Genomic DNA, 18,323 nt, shown 5'->3' with positions numbered 1-18,323 from the left:
CATACCGAAGGCACCCCTGTGCCCGATGAAAGGAACCAACTCATGACGTCCACAGAGATCCAGGACTACATTCCTGAAGACGAATGGCCCCCCGTCTCAGCCATGCTGGACGGATTCGGAGACCAGACCCTGCCTGCCTCTTCTGCCTTGTCCAACACAGCCCTGAACATTACGGCACCCGAGGGCTCCATCACCGAATACGCCTTCAAGGACGCGTCCTCCCTTGTCTGGTCCGGCCCCTCAGGAAGTGGAACAGCAATCTACAAGGCAATCGAAGCCCGTCCTGGCGTCTTCATCATCGACTTCGCCCGCGGCGAGGGCAGCGACGCCGAAAACGTCACCATCATTTTCGACCGCAACACCGGCGCAGTCACCAGCGGACTCTCCTCCTTCGTCACCTTGGACGGCAGGGTCCGGAGCACCACGGCATTCACACGCTCAAACGCCGACGGTTCGACAACCGTGCACGAGAGGTCCTCCGGCCTGGTCGGGAAGCGGATTTTTTACCGCTACAGCGATGTTGAGAGTTACGAGCACATCTACCTGAACCCGGGTACGTTCACGTGGAACTGCGTCCGCGGCGGCGAGGCCGGACTCGCAGATACGGACCGCTGCATGACCTGGGCCGTAGCCGAAGACCTTTACATCTTCTTCTGGACCGAGAAAGTCATGACCGTTGAAGCCGTGCTGCTCGTGGATCTCCGAGAACAGCGTTCGATCGGGCGGATGTTCGGCTGGGACGACCCCGCGGCCGTGCCTGTCATCCTGCCGTTCAACTCACGGCTCAGCGTACTGAACACCACCGAATACCCGCAGGACACCCACAAACACTAACCGCCTACGGTTGACCGCCGAGCCGGTCCCAACACCAAACTCAAGGAGCAACCCCATGTCCCAGATCTTCCACGCCCAGCACACCGACGCAGCCTTCGAACCCTTCGAGCTCGGGAGAGTGCAATGGCTTCGCCGCCCGGGCGACAACGGTAACGACGCGCTGAGCTCCGGTATCTGGAAAGTCACTCCCGAGCAGTCGCCCGAACCTTTCGACCTGCCCATCGACCACGACGAAACCATCTACATCGTCTCCGGACACCTGCGCATCGAAGTCAAGGGCGCCGACACCTTCGACCTCACAGCCGGGTCCATGGCCTCCCTCTCCAAGGGAGCGATGACCCGCTGGACCGTCCTGGAACCCACCGTCGAATTCTTCGTCTACAGCTAAGGGAGAATCGCCTTGGAAACCTCCGATGTCATCATCGTCGGCGCCGGGTTCGCCGGCCTCACCGCCGCCCGTGAACTCTCCCGTCGCGGCCACTCCACCACCCTGCTCGAGGCCCGGGACCGCATCGCGGGGCGCACCCACCTCGACGAACGGCTGGGCCGCAACCTCGAACTTGGCGGCACCTGGGTGCATTGGACCCAGCCTTACGTCTGGGCGGAAATGGGACGCTACGGGATCAGCCCCGTCCCCGGTCCGGAATTCACCAAGGCCTTCTGGACCGCCAACGGCCAGCTCCACGAAGGCAGCGCGGACAGTCTGCTGGAACTGCTCGATGCCCCGAACCAGGCCCTCCTGGCAGACTCGCGCCACTTTTTCCCGCTTCCTTTCTCTCCGCTGTCCAGCCCCGAAGTCGCGGAGATCGACGGCATTACGCTTTCCGAGGCCATCGACCGGCTCGACCTGCCCGACGAGCAGCGCCAGCTCCTCCGCTCCTTCTGGACACTGAACTTCAACGGCAGGCTCGACCAGGCCGCCTACACGCAGGCCCTGCGCTGGTGCGCCGTCGCCACCGGTTCGTGGCAGATCATGTTCGAAGCCTGCGCCAGCTTCAAGATCGACGGCGGCACCCGCCGCCTCGCTGAGGCCATCCTTGCCGACTCCACGGCCGAGCTGCGGCTGAACCAGCACGTAGTCTCCATCGCCCAGGACAGCACAGGTGTCCTCGTCCAGACCGCCGACGGCCACCAGTACGCGGCCCGGCAAATCATCCTCGCCCTGCCCCTGAGTGTGCTGAACGGCTTGGACATCCAGCCCGCTCTTTCCCCCGCCAAACTGGCAGCGGCAGCCAGGGGCCAGGCCGGGCGCGGAGCCAAACTCTGGATCAAGGTCAAAGGCCGCCAGGAGCGGTTCGTTGCCCTCGGCCCTGAAAACGGGGCGCTGAACTTTGTACAGGCCGAATACATTGACCACGACAGCACCACCCTCGTCTGCTTTGGACCCGACGCGGGCGCCATCGACGTCGACGACCCCGTAGCTGCCCAACGTCACCTCGACTCGCTCGTACCCGGACTGGAGGTCCTCGAAATCGCCGGTCACAACTGGATCGACGACGAACACTCCAGATCCACCTGGCCGATGCACTACACGGGCTACCTCACGGGTTCCCTTGCCGAGCTCCAGAGACCCGAGGGCCGGATCCGCCTCGCCGGATCCGACTTCGCCAACGGCTGGGGGGGGTTCATCGATGGCGCGATCGAAAGCGGCCTCGACGCAGCCAGAGCCGTAGCGGATCAACTGACCGTAGAGTCCCGCGCCACCATCGGCGCCAACTGAACACGCTATTCACCCCCAGTCCCGCCCACCTCAGCAGGATTCCCTTGACCACTAGTGGAGAAGAAACCATGGAAACCTACGACGCCCTTCTCGCCTCGATCACCCCGACGTCCGGCCCGACCCGGACCATCCTGGACCCGGCCACCGGCACCGCGGTCGGCGAGGCGCCGGTCCACACCGTCGCGGACCTCGAGAACGCCATCGCCGCCGCCACTGCCGCGCAGCCGGCCTGGGCCGCGCTGGGCCACGACGCCCGGTCCGCGGCGCTGCTCAGGGCCGCCGACGCCGTCGAACGCTCCGCCGAGGAACTCGCCCGGCTGCTCTCCCGCGAGCAGGGCAAGCCGCTCAACGGCCCCAACGCCCGCTTCGAGGTCGGCGCCTGCGCCGCCTGGCTCCGCACGGCCGCCGCCACGCCCCTGGACCCGGAAACCCTGGTGGACGACGGCGAGACCCGCGCCGAACTGCACTACCGGCCCATCGGCGTCGTCGGCGCGATCGGCCCCTGGAACTGGCCCATGATGATCACCGTCTGGCAGCTCGCCCCCGCCCTGCGGATGGGCAACGCCGTGGTGGTCAAACCCTCCGAATACACCCCGCTCTCCGTCCTGGCCCTCGTCGAAATCCTCAACCAGGAACTCCCCGACGGCCTCCTGACCGCCGTCTCCGGCGGCCGCGAGGTCGGCGCCCGGCTGGCCGAACACCCCGGCATCGGCAAGGTCATGTTCACCGGCTCCACCGCCACCGGCAAGGCCATCATCAAATCCTCCGCCGACACCGTCAAGCGCCTCACCCTGGAGCTCGGCGGCAACGACGCCGGCATCGTCCTGCCCGACGCCGACCCCAAGACGATCGCCGAGGGCCTGTTCTGGGGCGCGTTCATCAACACCGGCCAGACCTGCGCGGCCCTCAAACGCCTCTACGTCCACGAGGACATCTACGACGCCGTCTGCGAAGAACTCACCACAGTCGCCGCCGCGATGCCGATGGGCAACGGCCTGGACGAGGCCAACGTCCTCGGCCCGCTGCAGAACCGGGCCCAGTACGACATCGTCGCAGGGCTCGTGGACGCCGCCCGGGACTCCGGCGCCCGGATCCTGACCGGCGGCAACCCGGAGCAGGACCGGCCAGGCCACTTCTACCCCACCACCCTCGTCGCCGACATCGCCAACGACAACCCGCTCGTCGCCGAGGAACAGTTCGGCCCCGCCCTGCCCATCATCCGCTACACCACCGTGGACGAGGCCGTCGCCCTGGCCAACGGGCTCGACGTCGGGCTCGGCGCCTCCGTCTGGTCCTCCGACCCCGCAGCAGCCCGCAAGGTCGCCGCCCGGCTCGAGGCCGGGACCGTCTGGATCAACAAACACGGCGCCGTGGACCCGCGCATCCCCTTCGGCGGAGCCAAGCAGTCCGGCTACGGCCTGGAATTCGGCACCGAAGGCCTCAAAGCCCTCGGCATCCCCCAGGTCATCAACGGCTGACGCTCCCCCGGGGGCCGGTTCTGAGGTGAGCGCTTTGTAAACCCGGTTGGGGCCGGATGGTGTGAGTAGATATGATCCCGAATCATGAGCGCAACGCCGAGCACCACTGGAACTGTCCGGGCTATCTTCCTTGACGTGGACGGCACCTACGCGGACTACGGCGTAGTCCCCGAGGGGCACGCGCGCGCCGTACGGGCGGCGCGGACGGCCGGACACCGGGTCTTTCTGTGCACCGGGCGTCCTGTGGCCATGTTGCCCGAGAGTATCCTCGCCGCAGGTTTTGATGGCCTCGTGGCCAGCGCCGGCGCCTATGTGAAGGCCGCGGGCACCGTGCTCGTTGACCGGCGCTTCCCGGCAGACCTCGCGGCCAGGGCGGTCAGGGCGCTCGACGCCCACGACGCAGTGTATATCCTGGAGGCGCAGGAGGCTCTGCATGCTCCCCCGGCGGCATTGGAACGTTTGCGGGCCATCCTTGACGCCCACTTCAGTCAATCACCAGAAGGCCCTGTGGGCGCTGCGGACATCTTCGACGCGGTGCGCTCCACATTGGACAGTGCCGCCGTGCAGTTTGCCAAGATTTCCGTGTTTGACTCCCCCGTTTCCATGGAGCACCTGGTCCAGGAGATCGGTGGCGACATTGCCGTGGTCGCCAATTCAGTGGCCGACGAGGGCCGGCACGCGGGGGAACTGTACCAACAGGGGATCAGCAAGGCTGATGGTGTTGCGGCCGTCATCGCCCATCTGGGCATCGCCCGCGAGGACACGATCGCGGTGGGCGACGGAGCCAACGACCTGGAGATGATCGCCTACGCGGGCGTCGGAGTCGCCATCGAAGGGTCCGCCCCCGAGCTTGTGGCGATCGCGGACCGCACCGCTGCGCGCCCGCGGGAGGAAGGCCTCCTCGCCGCTTTCGCCGAGCTCGGCCTCATCTGATTCGGCGGGTAGCAAAAGAGAAATTTTCACATGGCCGCAGTCATGTGGAGCCCTGGCAGCAGCTCCGGGTGGGCCGGGACGAAGAGCGCGAACACGATCAATGAGACGCCGGTGATCCGGCTGAGGGCGGGCCCGTATTTCCACATCTTCTCCAGGAAGATAACTACCGTGAGCACCGCCATCCATGCCAGGTTCATCACGCCAACAGCAATCAGCACCACCATGAGCCCCCAACAGCAGCCCACGCAATACACTCCGTGGTACATGCCGACGCGGACATCCCGCAGGCGGCCCTTGTACCCGGAAACGTGCAACAGGAATGCTACGGGCGACCGGCAGTGCCTGAGACAGAAATCCTTCAGCGGGGTCAGCTGGTAGGCGCCCGCTGCCGCGAGCACTCCAGCTCCCACCCATGGTGCGATATCCGCCCCGTCCTCAGCCAGCAGCGCAGAAAGCGCCGCGGCTGCGTAAGCAACGACTCCGAATCCGATCCACGTCAAAAGGTAACCGCCAACCAGGCCAGTTGTCCGGACGGCCCGGGCTCGGCGGCTGCGGACGGCACGGATGGACCTAAGGTACGTCGAAGTGAGCGGCGCCAGCGCCGGCAACATCATGGCCGCCATCATCAGTGTCCACACGCCCAAGAAACCCCAGAGCCCCAGTCCCATGGTCCCCGGGCCTGTGGACATGTCGGCGAGGCCTGAGAAAGTGAAATACCACGCCAGTGCGGCACACCCGATCAGCGCCGACTCGGCGGCATGGTGGCTGACTGTCAGGCCGCTTCTGCCCGGCACTTAAGCGGACCAGGCGAAGGGGGCCGAGAAAGAGTTCTTCCCTGCGTTATCCCAGGTCATCCCGAACACATCGACGCGGGCGGTACTGGATGTGCCGGCCGCCAGGGTGTCGGCCGGGAATCCGACCCCGCTGACTTTCACTCCCAGTCCTGTGGCATCAAAGGGAGACACGAAGTCCTCGACCACCATCTCGACTGCACTGCCAATACGGACCTGGTGGACACGCCCGTCGTCGGCGTAGACCATGTCCAGGGAATCCATTCCCGCCATTTCACCGATCAAGGGCGCGAGGCCCTCCATCGGTCCGCCGAGCTGGCCACCGAAGACGGCACCGAGCGCTTCGGCCTGCTCAGCCGAGGCGGCGGCGTCCATCAGAACGCCGACTTTCCAGCCCCCGTCGCTCATCAGGGCCGGTGTATCGGCTACGACGCAGACTGTCAGACCGCCGACGTCGACACCGTTTACTTCGCCGGTTTCGATGTGGAAGGCCAAGGCCACGTTGCAGCGTTCGTTGTCGGCCCGTGCGGTCTGCCCTGAAGTCGTACACGGGCAGATCATGTCGCAATTGCAATTCTCAAAATACGTGCCCTCGACATGCCACGACATTTAGGGCTCCTTTCGAAGAGGCACCCCCAAAAGAAAGTCTCCTCGCGGCCCTGAGCAGAGTCAACGGGGAGCGGCGACACCTTCAGAGGCCACCCCACGCTTCCACCGGAGGGGCGCGAAGAGCGACAACATACCCAGCGGAAAGATGCGCGTCGCGAACTTGAACACGAAGACCTGCCCGGCCGTGATTCCGGTGGTACCGAATTGTAGAGTCTAGTGCGGAACGCAGCAGCGAGCCCAAGGATTCCTCGGGCCCGCTGGTGGATTGGCGCAACGGCTATCGCCCGGTTGCCCCTGGTTTCTGCATCATCAGAGGGCGCGCGAATCGGATTCGGCTTCCTCGGCGATTTCCTTTGCTCGGACCATGGTCGCGGAGGCCGCCGTCACGAGCATGCCCTTCAAGTCGTGGTTGGCCATTTCGCGAACAGCCCGGATGAAAGTCCCTGCCGGGTTAGTAATATACCGAAGCAGGTCGCGGCTAGACCCACCCGATCTTTGCATCACAGCGGCCGCCCCCACGAAGGTCTGCTCGGCGAGCAGCCTTGACTGCTCCGGTGTGAATCCGAGCTCCGCGGCAGCCGCGGTCAGTTGCTCGGCAAAGTAGTAAAAGTAGGCAGGTCCCGTACCGGAGATGCTGCTCACGGCGTCCAATTGGTCGTCACGGACGATGACGACTTTCCCGACAGTGCTCCACACCTCACGGATCACACGGAGTTGTTCCTCACTCACTCCCCCGTGATACCCGATGCCGGTAACTCCGAAACCAACCTGGCCACCCAAGTTGGGCATGACCCGCACCGCTGTGACCGACTCGGGCAACAAGCTCGTCAGCACGTGGAGCGTCACGCCTGCGGCCAGGCTGATGACGATGGCTCCCGTCGGCGAAGGTGGCGATTGCGAAGTGGTCGCATGACAAACAGGCGGGGCTTCGATGACGCACTTCCCACGACGGCGGGTGGCGAGATCTCCGAAACGCCCACAGCCAGCGTTGCGTTCAATGACGAAGCGCCTGTTCATGCCGTCGCGGACGTTTCGGCCCGTGGGGCAGCATCTAGCCACTAGACAATCCTCCTTCGCAAATCCACCCCTGCGTGTCCGCTCAAGGATCGGCTTGCGGGCAATGGTCTATCTTCAACAACTATTCCAGTGCACCTGAACAGTAATCTGGCATAGCCGAGGTGCTCGATCGATTGCGTGCCGCACAGCAACTCTTAATGGCTCCCCGATCTTGTTCCAGTCGGTTCCCGGCCCGGCACTGGAGCTACCAGGTCCGCCTTGGTAGCGTCGACGCATGGCCATCAAACTTGAAAACGTCGGTATCGCCGTCCGCGACCTCGAAGCAACAATCGCCTTTTTCACCGACCTCGGGCTCACCGTCGTCGGCCGTGACACGGTCAGCGGCGAATGGACAGACACCGCCGTCGGACTTGATGGCAACCACGCAAAAATTGCGATGCTCGAGACCCCAGACGGTCATGGTCAACTTGAGCTGTTCGAATACATCCACCCGAAAGCAATCGAGACGAACCCAACCCGTCCCAACGACATCGGCATGCACCGTGTGGCCTTCTCGGTCGACGACATCGACAAAGCCCTTGAGATAGCCGCGAAGCACGGATGCCATCCGCTGCGCGGCGTGGCGACCTACGGCGACCTCTACAAACTCACCTACCTCCGCGGCCCCAGCGGAATCCTCGTGATGCTCGCCGAGAAACTGACGAAAGACTGACACCCGGATCGGCCCGGTTTGCCTGTGATGCTAGGCCTCGGGCCGCAGGGCCCCGGGCGGGGCTACCGGGCCAAGGGTGCGGTCAGCCCAGCGGTCGAGCTCCGTGGGGTCAGCCCAGCGGTCGAGCTCCGTGGGGTCAGCCTGCTTGCGGCGGAAACTGGGAAAGGGAAACCCAGGGATGCAAGGCGGCCCCGGACCCGGTTCTGCGCCTGGCAGTCCCCCACACAATCGGTAGGCGAGTTGGCGGCCTCGGTGGCGTCCTCACCGGTCACCATTCCCATCCGGCCGCCGCTGGCCACATCCCAGATGGACATCCCGCCGCAATGGTCGCGGGTCTCGGCCAGGCCCAGGGCGTTCGTGAAATCCGGGCCACACTCGGCCTGCCGGACGCGCGTGGCAACCTGGGCGCTGTCCCGCACGACGAACTTGGAGGAGACCGCGTTGCCGATGTTGACCCGCGGCGCCACCCGGACGCAGAACTGGCTTGGCGGTCCGGTCTGGACGCTGGTGCACGCGGAGCCGACGAACTGCCCTAGCTTGGCGTGGAAGCGGGCGTTGTCAAAATAGAAGGCACCGGCTGCCAGCCGGTGCACAATGCGCGTTCTGGTGCCGTCGCCGCGCTCGGGCTCCATCTGGAAGAGACCGCCGGAGGCGCAGTCCTTGGCCTGGATTGTCATCGACAAACCGCCGGTCCCGGTACGGGACAACACCACGTCAGTGTCCTTGACCTCCAGTGATACGGCACTGGTGAGCCGCAGGCCGCGGTGGTCCGGGATCTTGCTCGCATAGACCGGCGTCGCCCGGCCTCCCGTGAGGTCCAATTCGTTGGCCGCGCCGGTGAAGGCGTAGTTGTAAATGGCGAAGTTCGCGGGATCGACGTCGAACTGGACGTACTTGCCTTGGACCCGGAACCGGCTCCCCGGCGCCGCCGCGGTGCCATCGAACCCGTCGGCTTTCCCGAGGACCCGGAACCCCCCGCCCACGCAGCCCTTCGACGATGCGGCCTGCGCGGGGACCGACGTGGCCACGAAACCGATGCCAGATGCCGCCAGGGCGACCGCCACAGCTGCTGACCGTAATCTCCAGTTGGGTTGATACCTCGGAATGCTCATCAGGTCCTCCTTGCTGGCCGGCATCGCGAAACCAAAAGGAGTTCCCATCCCGTCGACCGGAGTCAGACTATGGCGTCCCGACCTGCGCAAAGAAGCCAAATGACCACTACTGGCTGAACCTTGGACAGTTTCTGGATTCCGAAGCAGAACCCGGGATATGCCCTGTCCCTGCCAAACACTCATTCAGCCGGCAGCGAGGCCCGCAGCAATCCGCTGCACAGACTCTTCCTTGGACGCGCCCAGCATCTCGGCGATGATCCCGACCAGCACCTCGCATACTTTGCCGAGCCCGGCAACAGCCTCAGAATCACCTCCTGGAAGGTCTCTGGTCATCGCGGTGTATCCCTGCGGGTCATCGTGGACGAAGGTCGTGAGAAGTGCCAGACCCAGATCCAAAACGTCGCGTGGCATTTCCTTTTCCATCGCCAATACTCCTTGAGGCCAGACGAGAGCCGAATCTCGGTTATTCAAGAAACATATTCCAGAGACATTGGGAATAGCTTGCGAAAACCTCCACTTGACGGTTTCGTCGAGCTGCCCGGGGCGGTTGGCACCGACGATGGCCACGGAGACGTTGGGGTTAGACAGCACCAAGGCCACGGCCAGGGTGGCCAGCGGCACCCCGAGGTCAGCGGCGATCCAAGGACGTATTCGGGATGAACGTCTATCTTGTGCCGGTGCGATTCCGGGCGCGGATCCGACTCCTTCTGCGGGTTTTCTGCTGCAGCCTGGAAGGCAAAGTTGACCGTCCGGGAGGCGGTTCCGTCGCCACTGTGGAACTGCTTGCCAGCGACTGAGTCGTTGACACGGCGGAAAGGGCGCTGTTTAGATTGCTGTTTGAAGATAATCGCCGCCGAAAGGAATGGTGCGGCGTGAACTCTGCATGGCAGACGGGACGTGAAATGAACCCGCTCACCGAGTCCGATGCCGAGGTGTATGTCGCCTCGGTGTGCTTTAAGACTGGGCCGCCCGGTTCTGTCGGAGTAGAGGTCGAGCGATTGGTCCACGATGTCGCGAACCACAGGCTCCCGGTGCCCGTTGCACGGGTCAGCGAGGCCGTGGCGGCGTCGGAGAAGCCGTTGCCTGGCGGAGGGGTCATTACCTTTGAGCCGGGCGGTCAGCTGGAAATCAGCTCCGCCTGCGCAGCTGATCTTGCGTCGGTAGTCGCAGCGACACGCGCAGACCTTGCCGCGGTTGAGGCCCTGCTGGCGGACGGCGGCCTTTGCTTCGGCGCAGTGGCGCTGGACCCAAATCGGCCGCCCGTACGGTCGCTGGATCATCCACGGTATGCCGCCATGGAGCACCATTTCGACCGCCGCGGCACTGCCGGGCGAACGATGATGTGTTCCACAGCTGCCCTGCAAATTTCCCTGGACGCCGGACTCGACAGCCCCGGCACTGCCGGCGCCAAACAACGGTGGGCTCGCCTGCACAATCTCCTGCCGGTCCTGGTTGCCATGTTTGCCAATTCCCCGTTCCTTCGCGGTGTCCCCAGCGGCTGGCACAGCAACCGTCAGCGCATGTGGCTGGCCACGGACCCGACCCGGACGGCCGCGGTCCCTAGCGCCGCTGATCCCCGCCTCGCCTGGGCACGCTACGCACTCGATGCCTTCGTGCTCTGCATTCCCTCGGAGACGGCTTCCTGGAAAGCTCCGTCCGGGCTGACGATGCGAAACTGGCTGCGCGGGGAGGGCCCGAGGCCCGCCACGCTGGATGACCTGACGTACCACCTGACAACCCTGTTCCCACCTGTCCGGCCGCGGGGGTTCCTGGAGATCAGGGTGATCGATGCACAGGCAGGCAGCGATTGGGAGACGGTCACGGCCATGGTGACTGCGCTCATGGACGATGAACGCGCCGCCGACCTCGCCGAAGAGGCCTGCGCCCCGCTTGCTTCCCTTTCCGATCCGATCAGGACGGCGGCCCGTGACGCGCTGGCGGCTCCTGTGCTCGCCTCGGCTGCCCTCGGCTGCGCCGAGGCCGCGGTGTTGGCATTGCCCCGCTTGGGAGCCGATGCCGCCACGAGAAACCGGGCGGAAGATTTCGTTGACCGCTATACGGCGCGGGGCCGGAGCCCTGCGGACGAACGACTGGACCTGTGGCGAAGAACCGGCAGCTGTTTTAGTCCGTCGGAGTACGAGAAGGGTTCCGAATATGCCAGATAACCTTCCCGGATCCGATATCGATCCGGAAACTCTCAAGGCTCTCATCGCGGACGGGCTGGAGAGGGCCCGGAAACGCACTCATGCGCTGACGGAGTGCGACGAGGAAGATCTGTTGAAGCAGCACTCACCGCTGATGTCACCGCTGGTCTGGGACCTGGCGCATGTCGGCAGCCAGGAGGAAATCTGGCTGGTGCGCGACGTCGGCAAAATGGAGCCGGTGCGGTGCGACATCGACCAGATGTACGACGCCTTCGAGCATCCCCGCAGTGCCCGGCCTTCGCTGCCGCTGCTCTCGCCGGAGGAGTCCCGAAAGTACCTTGCCCAGGTGCGCGCCAAAACACTCGACATCCTGGACCGGACCCCTTTGGAAGGCCCGCCGCTGGTGGATCGGGGCTTCGCGTTCGGCATGATCATCCAGCACGAGCAGCAGCACGACGAGACGATGCTGGCTACGCACCAGCTCCGCGTCGGCGCGCCGGTCCTGCAGGCCCGGCGATTGCCGGCCGACGTCCTGCCCCCGCACCGGCCCTCTCCGGCGAAGGAGGTGCTGGTCCCTGCCGGGCCGTTCATAATGGGGACTTCGGTGGAGCCGTGGGCATTGGACAACGAACGGCCAGCCCATGAGATTCATCTACAGGACTACTGGATCGACACCATGCCCGTAACCAACGGCGCCTACCGGTCTTTCATCGACGGCGGCGGCTACCGAGACCCTCGCTGGTGGACGGCCCAGGGATGGGACCACGTCAGGGAAGCCGGGCTGGTGGCACCCAAGTACTGGGAACGCCACGGTCACGAGTGGTTCAGGACCAGGTTCGGCGTCGTTGAACCGGTGCCCGAGGACGAGCCGGTGCAGCACGTGTGCTGGTTTGAAGCGGATGCCTACGCCCGCTGGGCCGGGCGTCGGCTGCCGACGGAGGCTGAGTGGGAAAAAGCCGCGCGGTACGACCCCCGGTCGGGGCGTTCGCGCCGCTATCCCTGGGGCGACGAAGATCCTTCACCCCATCACGCGAACCTTGGCGGGTCAGCTCTCCGGCCGTCGCCCGCCGGCTCCTACCCGGGCGGAACATCACCGCTGGGAGTGCGCCAGCTCATAGGTGATGTCTGGGAATGGGTCTCCAGTGACTTCCGCCCGTACCCCGGATTCAACGCCTTCCCCTATCCGGAATACAGCGAAGTGTTCTTCGGGTCTGACTACAAGGTGCTGCGCGGAGGGTCCTGGGCGGCGGACCCGGCCGCGTGCCGGGGGACATTCCGGAACTGGGACTACCCGATCCGCCGGCAAATCTTTGCCGGGTTCCGCACAGTGCGCGACGCCGCCCCGGACGAGGTGCGTTAGCCCATGTGTCGCCACCTCGCCTACATCGGATCCCCGATGCCGCTCGCCGAACTGCTGCTCACGCCCGACCATGGGCTGCTAACCCAGTCGTGGGCGCCCAGGCGTCAGAGTAATGGGACCGTGAACGCTGATGGTTTCGGCGTCGGATGGTACGCCCCGGGCGATCCTCGGCCTGCCCGCTACCGCCGGGCCATGCCGATCTGGGCGGACAGATCATTCGCCGACGTCGCCAGAGTTACCTCCAGCCGGGCCGTTCTCGCGGCCGTCCGGTCCGCGACATCAGGGATGACCCAGGAGGAGTCAGCCGCCGCCCCGTACACGAACGGCCCCTGGCTCTTCAGCCACAACGGACGCGTCGAGGGCTGGCCAGACGCATTGGAAGGTCTGGCCGCGGCGCTTCCGACTGCCCGCTTGCTGGCACTTGAAGCCCAGGTCGACTCCGCCCTGCTCTGGGCACTCGTCCAGGAACAGCTCGCCGCCGGGGACACCGCCGGCGATGCGTTGACGCATGTAGTCCGCAACGTCACCGCCGCCACCGGCGCCCGGCTGAACTTTCTGCTTACCGACGGCAGGCACATCGCGGCCACAGCTGCCGGGGATACCCTATTTTGGCGAACCGGCCCCGGGAGCGTTGTGGTGGCCAGCGAACCATCCGACGACGGCCCCGGCTGGCACGAGGTGCCGGACAACTGCCTCCTGACCGCCACGGCAGACCACGTCGACATACGTCCAATTCCCAACCTCACGAAGGAACAGGTGGCCCCATGAGCCTCTCCGCCGAACGCTCCGGAATCATTCACCACCTGCCTCCGGACCACCTGGGGCGCAGCCTGCGTGCCGATGTGCGCGCCGGGCTCACCGCTTCGCCGAAAACGCTGCCGCCCAAGTGGTTCTATGACAAGCTCGGCAGCGAACTGTTTGAGCGGATCACCGAGCTTCCGGAGTACTACCCGACACGGGCTGAACGTGAAGTGCTGGAGCTCTACTCAGCGGAGATGGCGGCGGCGAGCCCTGCGGAGACGCTGATCGAGCTCGGGTCAGGATCTTCCCGGAAGACCCCGCTGCTGCTCAACGCCCTCAGGATGACCGGATCCCTCCGCCGTTACGTTGCCGTGGATGTCAGCGACACCGCACTGCTGGATGCCCAAAACGAATTGGCTCCCGCCTTTCCAGACCTGAAACTACAGGCCGTGGCGGCGGATTTCGAGACCCAGCTGCACCTGTTGCCACGGGCGGGACGCCGCATGATCGCGTTCCTGGGCGGTACCATCGGCAATTTTGAGCCTGACGCCAGGGCCCGTTTCCTCGCCGACGTCCGGGCGTTGCTCGGCGACGACGGCGGCTCGCTGCTGCTGGGCACGGATCTGGTGAAATCACCACACATATTGGTTCCGGCGTACGCCGACGCGGAAGGAGTCACCGCCGAGTTTAACCGGAATGTGCTGCGCGTCCTCAATACCGAGCTGGGCGCCGATTTCGACGTGACGGCCTTTGAGCACGTGGCGGTATGGAGGCCCCAGGAGGAGTGGATCGAGATGCGGCTGCGGGCCAGCAGACCAATGCTGGTCCGTCTCCCGGGAGTGGACATGGACGTCCGCTTCCACGAGGGTGAGGAACTGCGAACGGAGATTTCGGCCAAGTTCCGCCCCGAGGGCGTCGTCGAAGAGGTCGAATCAGCGGGGTTCTCCGCCGTCGGGCAATGGACCGACCGGCAGAACCGCTTCGCCATGACCCTGGCTGAAGCAGTCTAGGCTCCGGGTGAAGAGCACAGTCAGGTACTCCCAAGACGTTCACCGAAGGAAGTCGACCAGCCGCTGCAGCTCGGCCTCGGTGTTGTAGTAGTGCACCGAGGCCCGCACCACCATGTCCTCCCCCGGACTCAAGCCTGCGGGAAGTGAGTCGACCAGGACAGATGGGGGTGCCACGGAGACATTGATCCGTTGGTCAGCCAGTCGGGTCCTGACCTTCCGGGCGTCGCTTCCCTTTACCGAAAAGGTGACGATGCCAGACCGGGTGATCCCGCGGTCGTGGACAGTGACCGCGGGAACCGCCGCCAGTTCGGCCCTCAGCTGCTCCGCGAGCCCTACAACACGCTCCTGAACAGCGTCCAGACCCAGGGCCAAGGCGTAATCTGCTGCCCGCCCCAGGCCCAGCCGTCCGGCGGCACTGGTCTCCCAGCTCTCGAAACGCCGGGCATCGCCGCGAACTTCAAAGCCCGCGGCGCCGGTCAGAACGGCGGAATGCCAGTCCAGCATGGCCGGCTCAAGGCGTTCCAGGACTCCAGCACGCACATAGAGGAACGCGGTGCCGCGGGGTCCGCGCAAGAATTTCCGCCCCGTGCCCGCCAGCACGTCACAGCCCAATGACTCCACGTCCAACGGCATCTGGCCCACCGACTGGCATGCGTCGAGCACAAACATCACCCCGGCAGCGCGGCAGCGTCTGCCGACCTCCGCCGCCGGATTTACCAGCCCATTGGCCATGGGCACATGCGTCAGGGCGACCATGGCCACGTTTCCCCGCTCAAGCTCCCGCTGCAGGTGCTCCACGTCAACCTGCCCGTGGGAATCGTCGTCGAGCACTGCAATCTGCAGACCATTACGACGCGCAAGCTGCCGCAGCGCAATGACGTTACCGGCATACTCGGTGCGTCCGATCAGCACCCGTGTCCCGGAGACGAAGGGGAAACTGTACACCGCCGCCGCCCAGGCCCGGCTGCCGTTTTCGGCCAGAGCTATCTCGTTCGGCCCGGCCCCGATCAACCGCGCCACCGAGGAGTACACGTCCTCCAGCCGATCAGCAGCCTCCTCCGCCGCCTCATAGCCGCCGATCTCTTCTTCACGGCGTAGATGGGCCACTACAGTTTCCACTACAGGACTGGGGACCAGCGAACTTCCAGCATTGTTCAGATGGGACACACTCAGGACACCACGGGTCTGCCGGCGCACCGCTTCGACATCAATTGCCATAACCCACATCCTGCCGCACCTGGGCCAGGATGTGATCCTGGCCCGGCCCGCAAGGACGCCCAGGGCCAGAAGCATCGAGTCTGCGCCCTGGGCAGTCCGGACCGCCCGGCCCGCTCAGTGACTCAGAGCGTGAACACCCCCCACTATGTGTGGCTCCAGCTCCACGGCGTTCAGCGGGACGGCCATTGTGAGGGCGCGGGGTGGGGCATACGCTGAGAGAGGTACAGGCGGTTGGCACTACCACCGCTTGGAGAGGGCGACGCATGGACGCCAATTCCATCACCGACACATTCCACCGGCCCCTGCGGGACCTGCGGATTTCCGTCACGGACCGATGCAATTTCCGTTGCGTCTACTGCATGCCCAGGGAGATTTTCGGCAGGGATTTCGTTTTCATGCCCCGGGACCAGCTGCTGACGTTTGAGGAAATCACCCGGCTGGCGTCAATCGCCGTCGCGCATGGGGTGCGAAAGATCCGTTTGACCGGCGGCGAACCCCTGCTGCGGAAGGACATTGAGGTATTGGTCCGGATGCTTGCCCGGTTGCGCACTCCTGACGGGCTGGCGCCGGATCTGGCCATGACGACGAACGGCTCGGTTCTGGCGCAGAAGGCGCAAATCCTCAAGGATGCCGGGCTGAACCGCGTGACGGTGTCCCTTGACTCCCTCCGGGAGGAGACCTTCCAGGCCATGAACGACGTCGGCTATCCCGTGGCCAAGGTCTTGCACGCGGCTGAGGTCGCCCAAGCCGCCGGCCTGGGGCCGGTGAAAATCAACATGGTGGTCAAGCGCGGGACGAATGACCAGGACATCCTTGACATGGCGTGCCACTTCCAGGGATCCGGGTTTATCCTGCGGTTCATTGAGTACATGGACGTCGGTGCGTCCAACGGCTGGAAAATGGATGAGGTGGTGCCCTCCGCCGAGGTCCTGGCCCGCATCAACGCGGTGTTCCCGCTGGAGGCGGTGGCGCCCAATTACCCCGGTGAGACGTCGGACCGCTGGCGCTACGCAGATGGCAGTGGTGAAATCGGGGTCATTTCCAGCGTGACGCAGGCCTTTTGCCGCGGCTGCACGCGGGCCCGGCTCTCCGCGGACGGCAAGCTATTCACCTGTTTGTTTGCCACAGCCGGCACGGACCTGAGGGCGTTGCTGAGAGGCGGCGCGTCCGACGTCGAGCTTTCCACTGCGTTGTCCTCCCTCTGGGGCGGCCGCACGGACCGCTACTCGCAATTGCGCGGCGCCCACACACCCCAAGCCACCACGCCCGAGGCCCCCACCGCGGCACGCAAGATCGAGATGTCTTACATCGGCGGATAGCCGGACCGAACGCGCCCCTCTAAATCCGGCCCCCTAGTATCGCCAGCACCACCGCCCGGACCCTACGATCAATGACCCTATGCTGGTGCCATGACGCATGCGTCGATCAGCTCCGCCGCAGCGCTGGCCGAAATGCTGGCCGCTACCGGCTACCTCGACGATGAGGGACCCGGGCACCGGCAAGATCTCCCGGCCGAGGCCCTCGCCGAAGGGTTTGGTCTGCCGCTGATCCGTTTGCAGTGCCATGAGGGAATCGACGCCTCGCAAGCGCTGTACGACTGGGACTTCACCGCCCAAGCCGTAGAGCGGAGGCCGCGGCGCCCGCGGCCTGACCGGCTTCAGCACCAGCGCCAGCCGCAACGCCTTTCGGGCATGGTCGGTGCCAGCCCGTCGTGGCGCACAACTCGTCCAGAACCTGTTTCTTCGCCGCCCGGTCCGAGCGGGCATAGCGGGTGGCAATCGCCTGGGTGACAGCCCTGCGTTCACTCATCGAAAGCTCCACGGCTCACACTGCCGAAGCGGCGGACACCACCCCGGCGGACACGCCGCTACGCGGGCATTCTCAAATGATTCCTCGAATACCGCCACGCGGGCATCTTTGATGAGTCAACGCGACATCTAGACTGGGCGACGGCACAGGGCGTAGTCTGGTGATCCGTCGCCTCTGGGGGGATTTTCGGATGGAAAGCAACCTGCGGGATCGTTGCGGTTCGGCCGCTCGCCCACTCATGCTTGCCGCGTTCCTTGCCTTGATTTGCCTCATGTGGGGTGCCGGAACTGCCGACGCGGCGCCGTCCGGGCCGGCCACGGGGCCCACGGCCGTGGCTCTAACCGATCTTGGCTTTCCCCCGCACGATCCCGCATCTCTCCGGGACAAAGCCTTGGCCGCAGCCCCACCGGTGACGCACCCCCTTCAGACCGTCTCGGCACGGGCGCTGCCTACTGTCAGCGGACTGCCGGGCACGTCCAGCATCGGCCCGATCAAGAATGTGCCGCTTCCTGTCGCCCCTCCGGCTGGGGTGATAGCGGCTCCCGCCGTCTCTGCAGATCCGGTTGTGAACCAGGCACCACATGCTGTTGCAACCGTGGCCGCGAGCGTCGCCCCGGTCCTTAAGCAGACTGCGCCGGTTCTCACACGTGCCGCGCCGGTCATCCATCAGGCCACAGAGGTCATCGACTCGGCCTCCGGGGCCGTTCCGGTCCAGCTCCCCGTCCCCGGAGTGCTGCCGGTTCCGGTCCAGCTCCCCGTCCCCGGAGTGCTGCCGGTTCCGGTCCAGCTCCCCGTCCCCGGAGTGCTGCCGGTTCCGGTCCAGCTCCCCGTCCCG

Annotated in this window: 18 protein-coding genes; 12 read left to right on the top strand and 6 right to left on the bottom strand. The window is 65.3% G+C overall.

Annotation, left to right across the window (positions count from 1 at the left end; translation table 11 throughout):
* The first annotated feature begins 42 nt into the window (after positions 1-42).
* The 5 genes from ACFVTM_RS04485 to ACFVTM_RS04465 all read left to right on the top strand — a co-directional run bounded on the left by ACFVTM_RS04485 (position 43) and on the right by ACFVTM_RS04465 (position 4,965).
* Entirely contained in the window at positions 43-834 is a 792-nt protein-coding gene (locus ACFVTM_RS04485) for a MoaF C-terminal domain-containing protein (protein WP_390202191.1), read from the top strand.
* Positions 835-889: 55 nt separating this feature from the next.
* Positions 890-1,222: a cupin domain-containing protein gene (locus tag ACFVTM_RS04480; protein ID WP_390202190.1), complete on the top strand. Its 333-nt coding sequence runs from the start codon at positions 890-892 to the stop codon at positions 1,220-1,222.
* A gap of 12 nt (positions 1,223-1,234) precedes the next feature.
* Positions 1,235-2,554, top strand: coding sequence for a flavin monoamine oxidase family protein (locus ACFVTM_RS04475; protein ID WP_390202189.1), 1,320 nt, complete (start codon positions 1,235-1,237; stop codon positions 2,552-2,554).
* A 68-nt stretch (positions 2,555-2,622) separates the two neighbouring features.
* Positions 2,623-4,032 (top strand): aldehyde dehydrogenase family protein, encoded by a 1,410-nt coding sequence (locus tag ACFVTM_RS04470; RefSeq protein ID WP_390202188.1) that lies wholly within the window; start codon positions 2,623-2,625, stop codon positions 4,030-4,032.
* A gap of 84 nt (positions 4,033-4,116) precedes the next feature.
* Positions 4,117-4,965, top strand: a complete 849-nt coding sequence (locus ACFVTM_RS04465; protein ID WP_390202187.1) for an HAD-IIB family hydrolase — start codon at positions 4,117-4,119, stop codon at positions 4,963-4,965.
* Between the two features lie 26 nt (positions 4,966-4,991).
* Here the strand turns inward: ACFVTM_RS04465 and ACFVTM_RS04460 are convergent, their stop codons facing one another.
* The 3 genes from ACFVTM_RS04460 to ACFVTM_RS04450 all read right to left on the bottom strand — a co-directional run bounded on the left by ACFVTM_RS04460 (position 4,992) and on the right by ACFVTM_RS04450 (position 7,154).
* Positions 4,992-5,654, bottom strand: a complete 663-nt coding sequence (locus tag ACFVTM_RS04460) for a DUF2182 domain-containing protein (RefSeq protein ID WP_390202186.1) — start codon at positions 5,652-5,654, stop codon at positions 4,992-4,994.
* A gap of 105 nt (positions 5,655-5,759) precedes the next feature.
* On the bottom strand, positions 5,760-6,365 hold the full coding sequence (locus tag ACFVTM_RS04455; RefSeq protein ID WP_390202185.1) for a DUF1326 domain-containing protein: 606 nt from the start codon (positions 6,363-6,365) through the stop codon (positions 5,760-5,762).
* Positions 6,366-6,674: 309 nt separating this feature from the next.
* Complete coding sequence (locus tag ACFVTM_RS04450; RefSeq protein ID WP_390202184.1) at positions 6,675-7,154, bottom strand: pyrroline-5-carboxylate reductase family protein; 480 nt, start codon at positions 7,152-7,154, stop codon at positions 6,675-6,677.
* Positions 7,155-7,656: 502 nt separating this feature from the next.
* Between ACFVTM_RS04450 and ACFVTM_RS04445 the strand changes: the two genes are divergently transcribed.
* Positions 7,657-8,094: a VOC family protein gene (locus ACFVTM_RS04445; protein ID WP_390202183.1), complete on the top strand. Its 438-nt coding sequence runs from the start codon at positions 7,657-7,659 to the stop codon at positions 8,092-8,094.
* Positions 8,095-8,156: 62 nt separating this feature from the next.
* Here the strand turns inward: ACFVTM_RS04445 and ACFVTM_RS04440 are convergent, their stop codons facing one another.
* Together ACFVTM_RS04440 and ACFVTM_RS04435 are read right to left on the bottom strand one after the other, a co-directional pair.
* Positions 8,157-9,206, bottom strand: coding sequence for a hypothetical protein (locus tag ACFVTM_RS04440; RefSeq protein WP_390202182.1), 1,050 nt, complete (start codon positions 9,204-9,206; stop codon positions 8,157-8,159).
* 183 nt (positions 9,207-9,389) lie between these two features.
* Positions 9,390-9,827 carry a hypothetical protein gene (locus ACFVTM_RS04435; protein WP_390202181.1) on the bottom strand — a complete coding sequence of 146 codons (438 nt, stop codon included), beginning with the start codon at positions 9,825-9,827 and terminating at the stop codon, positions 9,390-9,392.
* A gap of 251 nt (positions 9,828-10,078) precedes the next feature.
* Between ACFVTM_RS04435 and egtA the strand changes: the two genes are divergently transcribed.
* From egtA to egtD, 4 genes are read left to right on the top strand one after another with little or no spacing between them, the layout of a single operon-like run.
* Positions 10,079-11,371, top strand: coding sequence for an ergothioneine biosynthesis glutamate--cysteine ligase EgtA (gene egtA, locus ACFVTM_RS04430; RefSeq protein WP_390202180.1), 1,293 nt, complete (start codon positions 10,079-10,081; stop codon positions 11,369-11,371).
* Positions 11,361-12,710: an ergothioneine biosynthesis protein EgtB gene (gene egtB, locus ACFVTM_RS04425; RefSeq protein ID WP_390202179.1), complete on the top strand. Its 1,350-nt coding sequence runs from the start codon at positions 11,361-11,363 to the stop codon at positions 12,708-12,710. The genes egtA and egtB overlap by 11 nt, the downstream gene beginning before the upstream one ends.
* Before the next feature lie 3 nt (positions 12,711-12,713).
* Positions 12,714-13,478: an ergothioneine biosynthesis protein EgtC gene (gene egtC / locus ACFVTM_RS04420; RefSeq protein ID WP_390202178.1), complete on the top strand. Its 765-nt coding sequence runs from the start codon at positions 12,714-12,716 to the stop codon at positions 13,476-13,478.
* Positions 13,475-14,461 (top strand): L-histidine N(alpha)-methyltransferase, encoded by a 987-nt coding sequence (gene egtD, locus ACFVTM_RS04415; protein ID WP_390202177.1) that lies wholly within the window; start codon positions 13,475-13,477, stop codon positions 14,459-14,461. The genes egtC and egtD overlap by 4 nt, the downstream gene beginning before the upstream one ends.
* 39 nt (positions 14,462-14,500) lie before the next feature.
* On the opposite strand, the gene ACFVTM_RS04410 is transcribed toward egtD, so the two are convergent.
* Positions 14,501-15,679, bottom strand: a complete 1,179-nt coding sequence (locus ACFVTM_RS04410) for an aminotransferase class V-fold PLP-dependent enzyme (RefSeq protein WP_390202176.1) — start codon at positions 15,677-15,679, stop codon at positions 14,501-14,503.
* 263 nt (positions 15,680-15,942) lie between these two features.
* On the opposite strand from ACFVTM_RS04410, the gene moaA reads away from it, so the two are divergent.
* Positions 15,943-16,998 carry a GTP 3',8-cyclase MoaA gene (moaA, locus tag ACFVTM_RS04405; RefSeq protein WP_390202175.1) on the top strand — a complete coding sequence of 352 codons (1,056 nt, stop codon included), beginning with the start codon at positions 15,943-15,945 and terminating at the stop codon, positions 16,996-16,998.
* A gap of 1,055 nt (positions 16,999-18,053) precedes the next feature.
* On the top strand, positions 18,054-18,323 hold a 270-nt coding region (locus tag ACFVTM_RS04400; RefSeq protein WP_390202174.1), incomplete at its 3' end, for a hypothetical protein.

It is taken from the genome of Arthrobacter sp. NPDC058130 (genome assembly GCF_042884475.1).
Taxonomy (GTDB): Bacteria; Actinomycetota; Actinomycetes; order Actinomycetales; family Micrococcaceae; genus Arthrobacter.
Note: the sequence above shows the minus strand (reverse complement) of the source record. Positions and strands in the feature narration are given on the sequence as shown.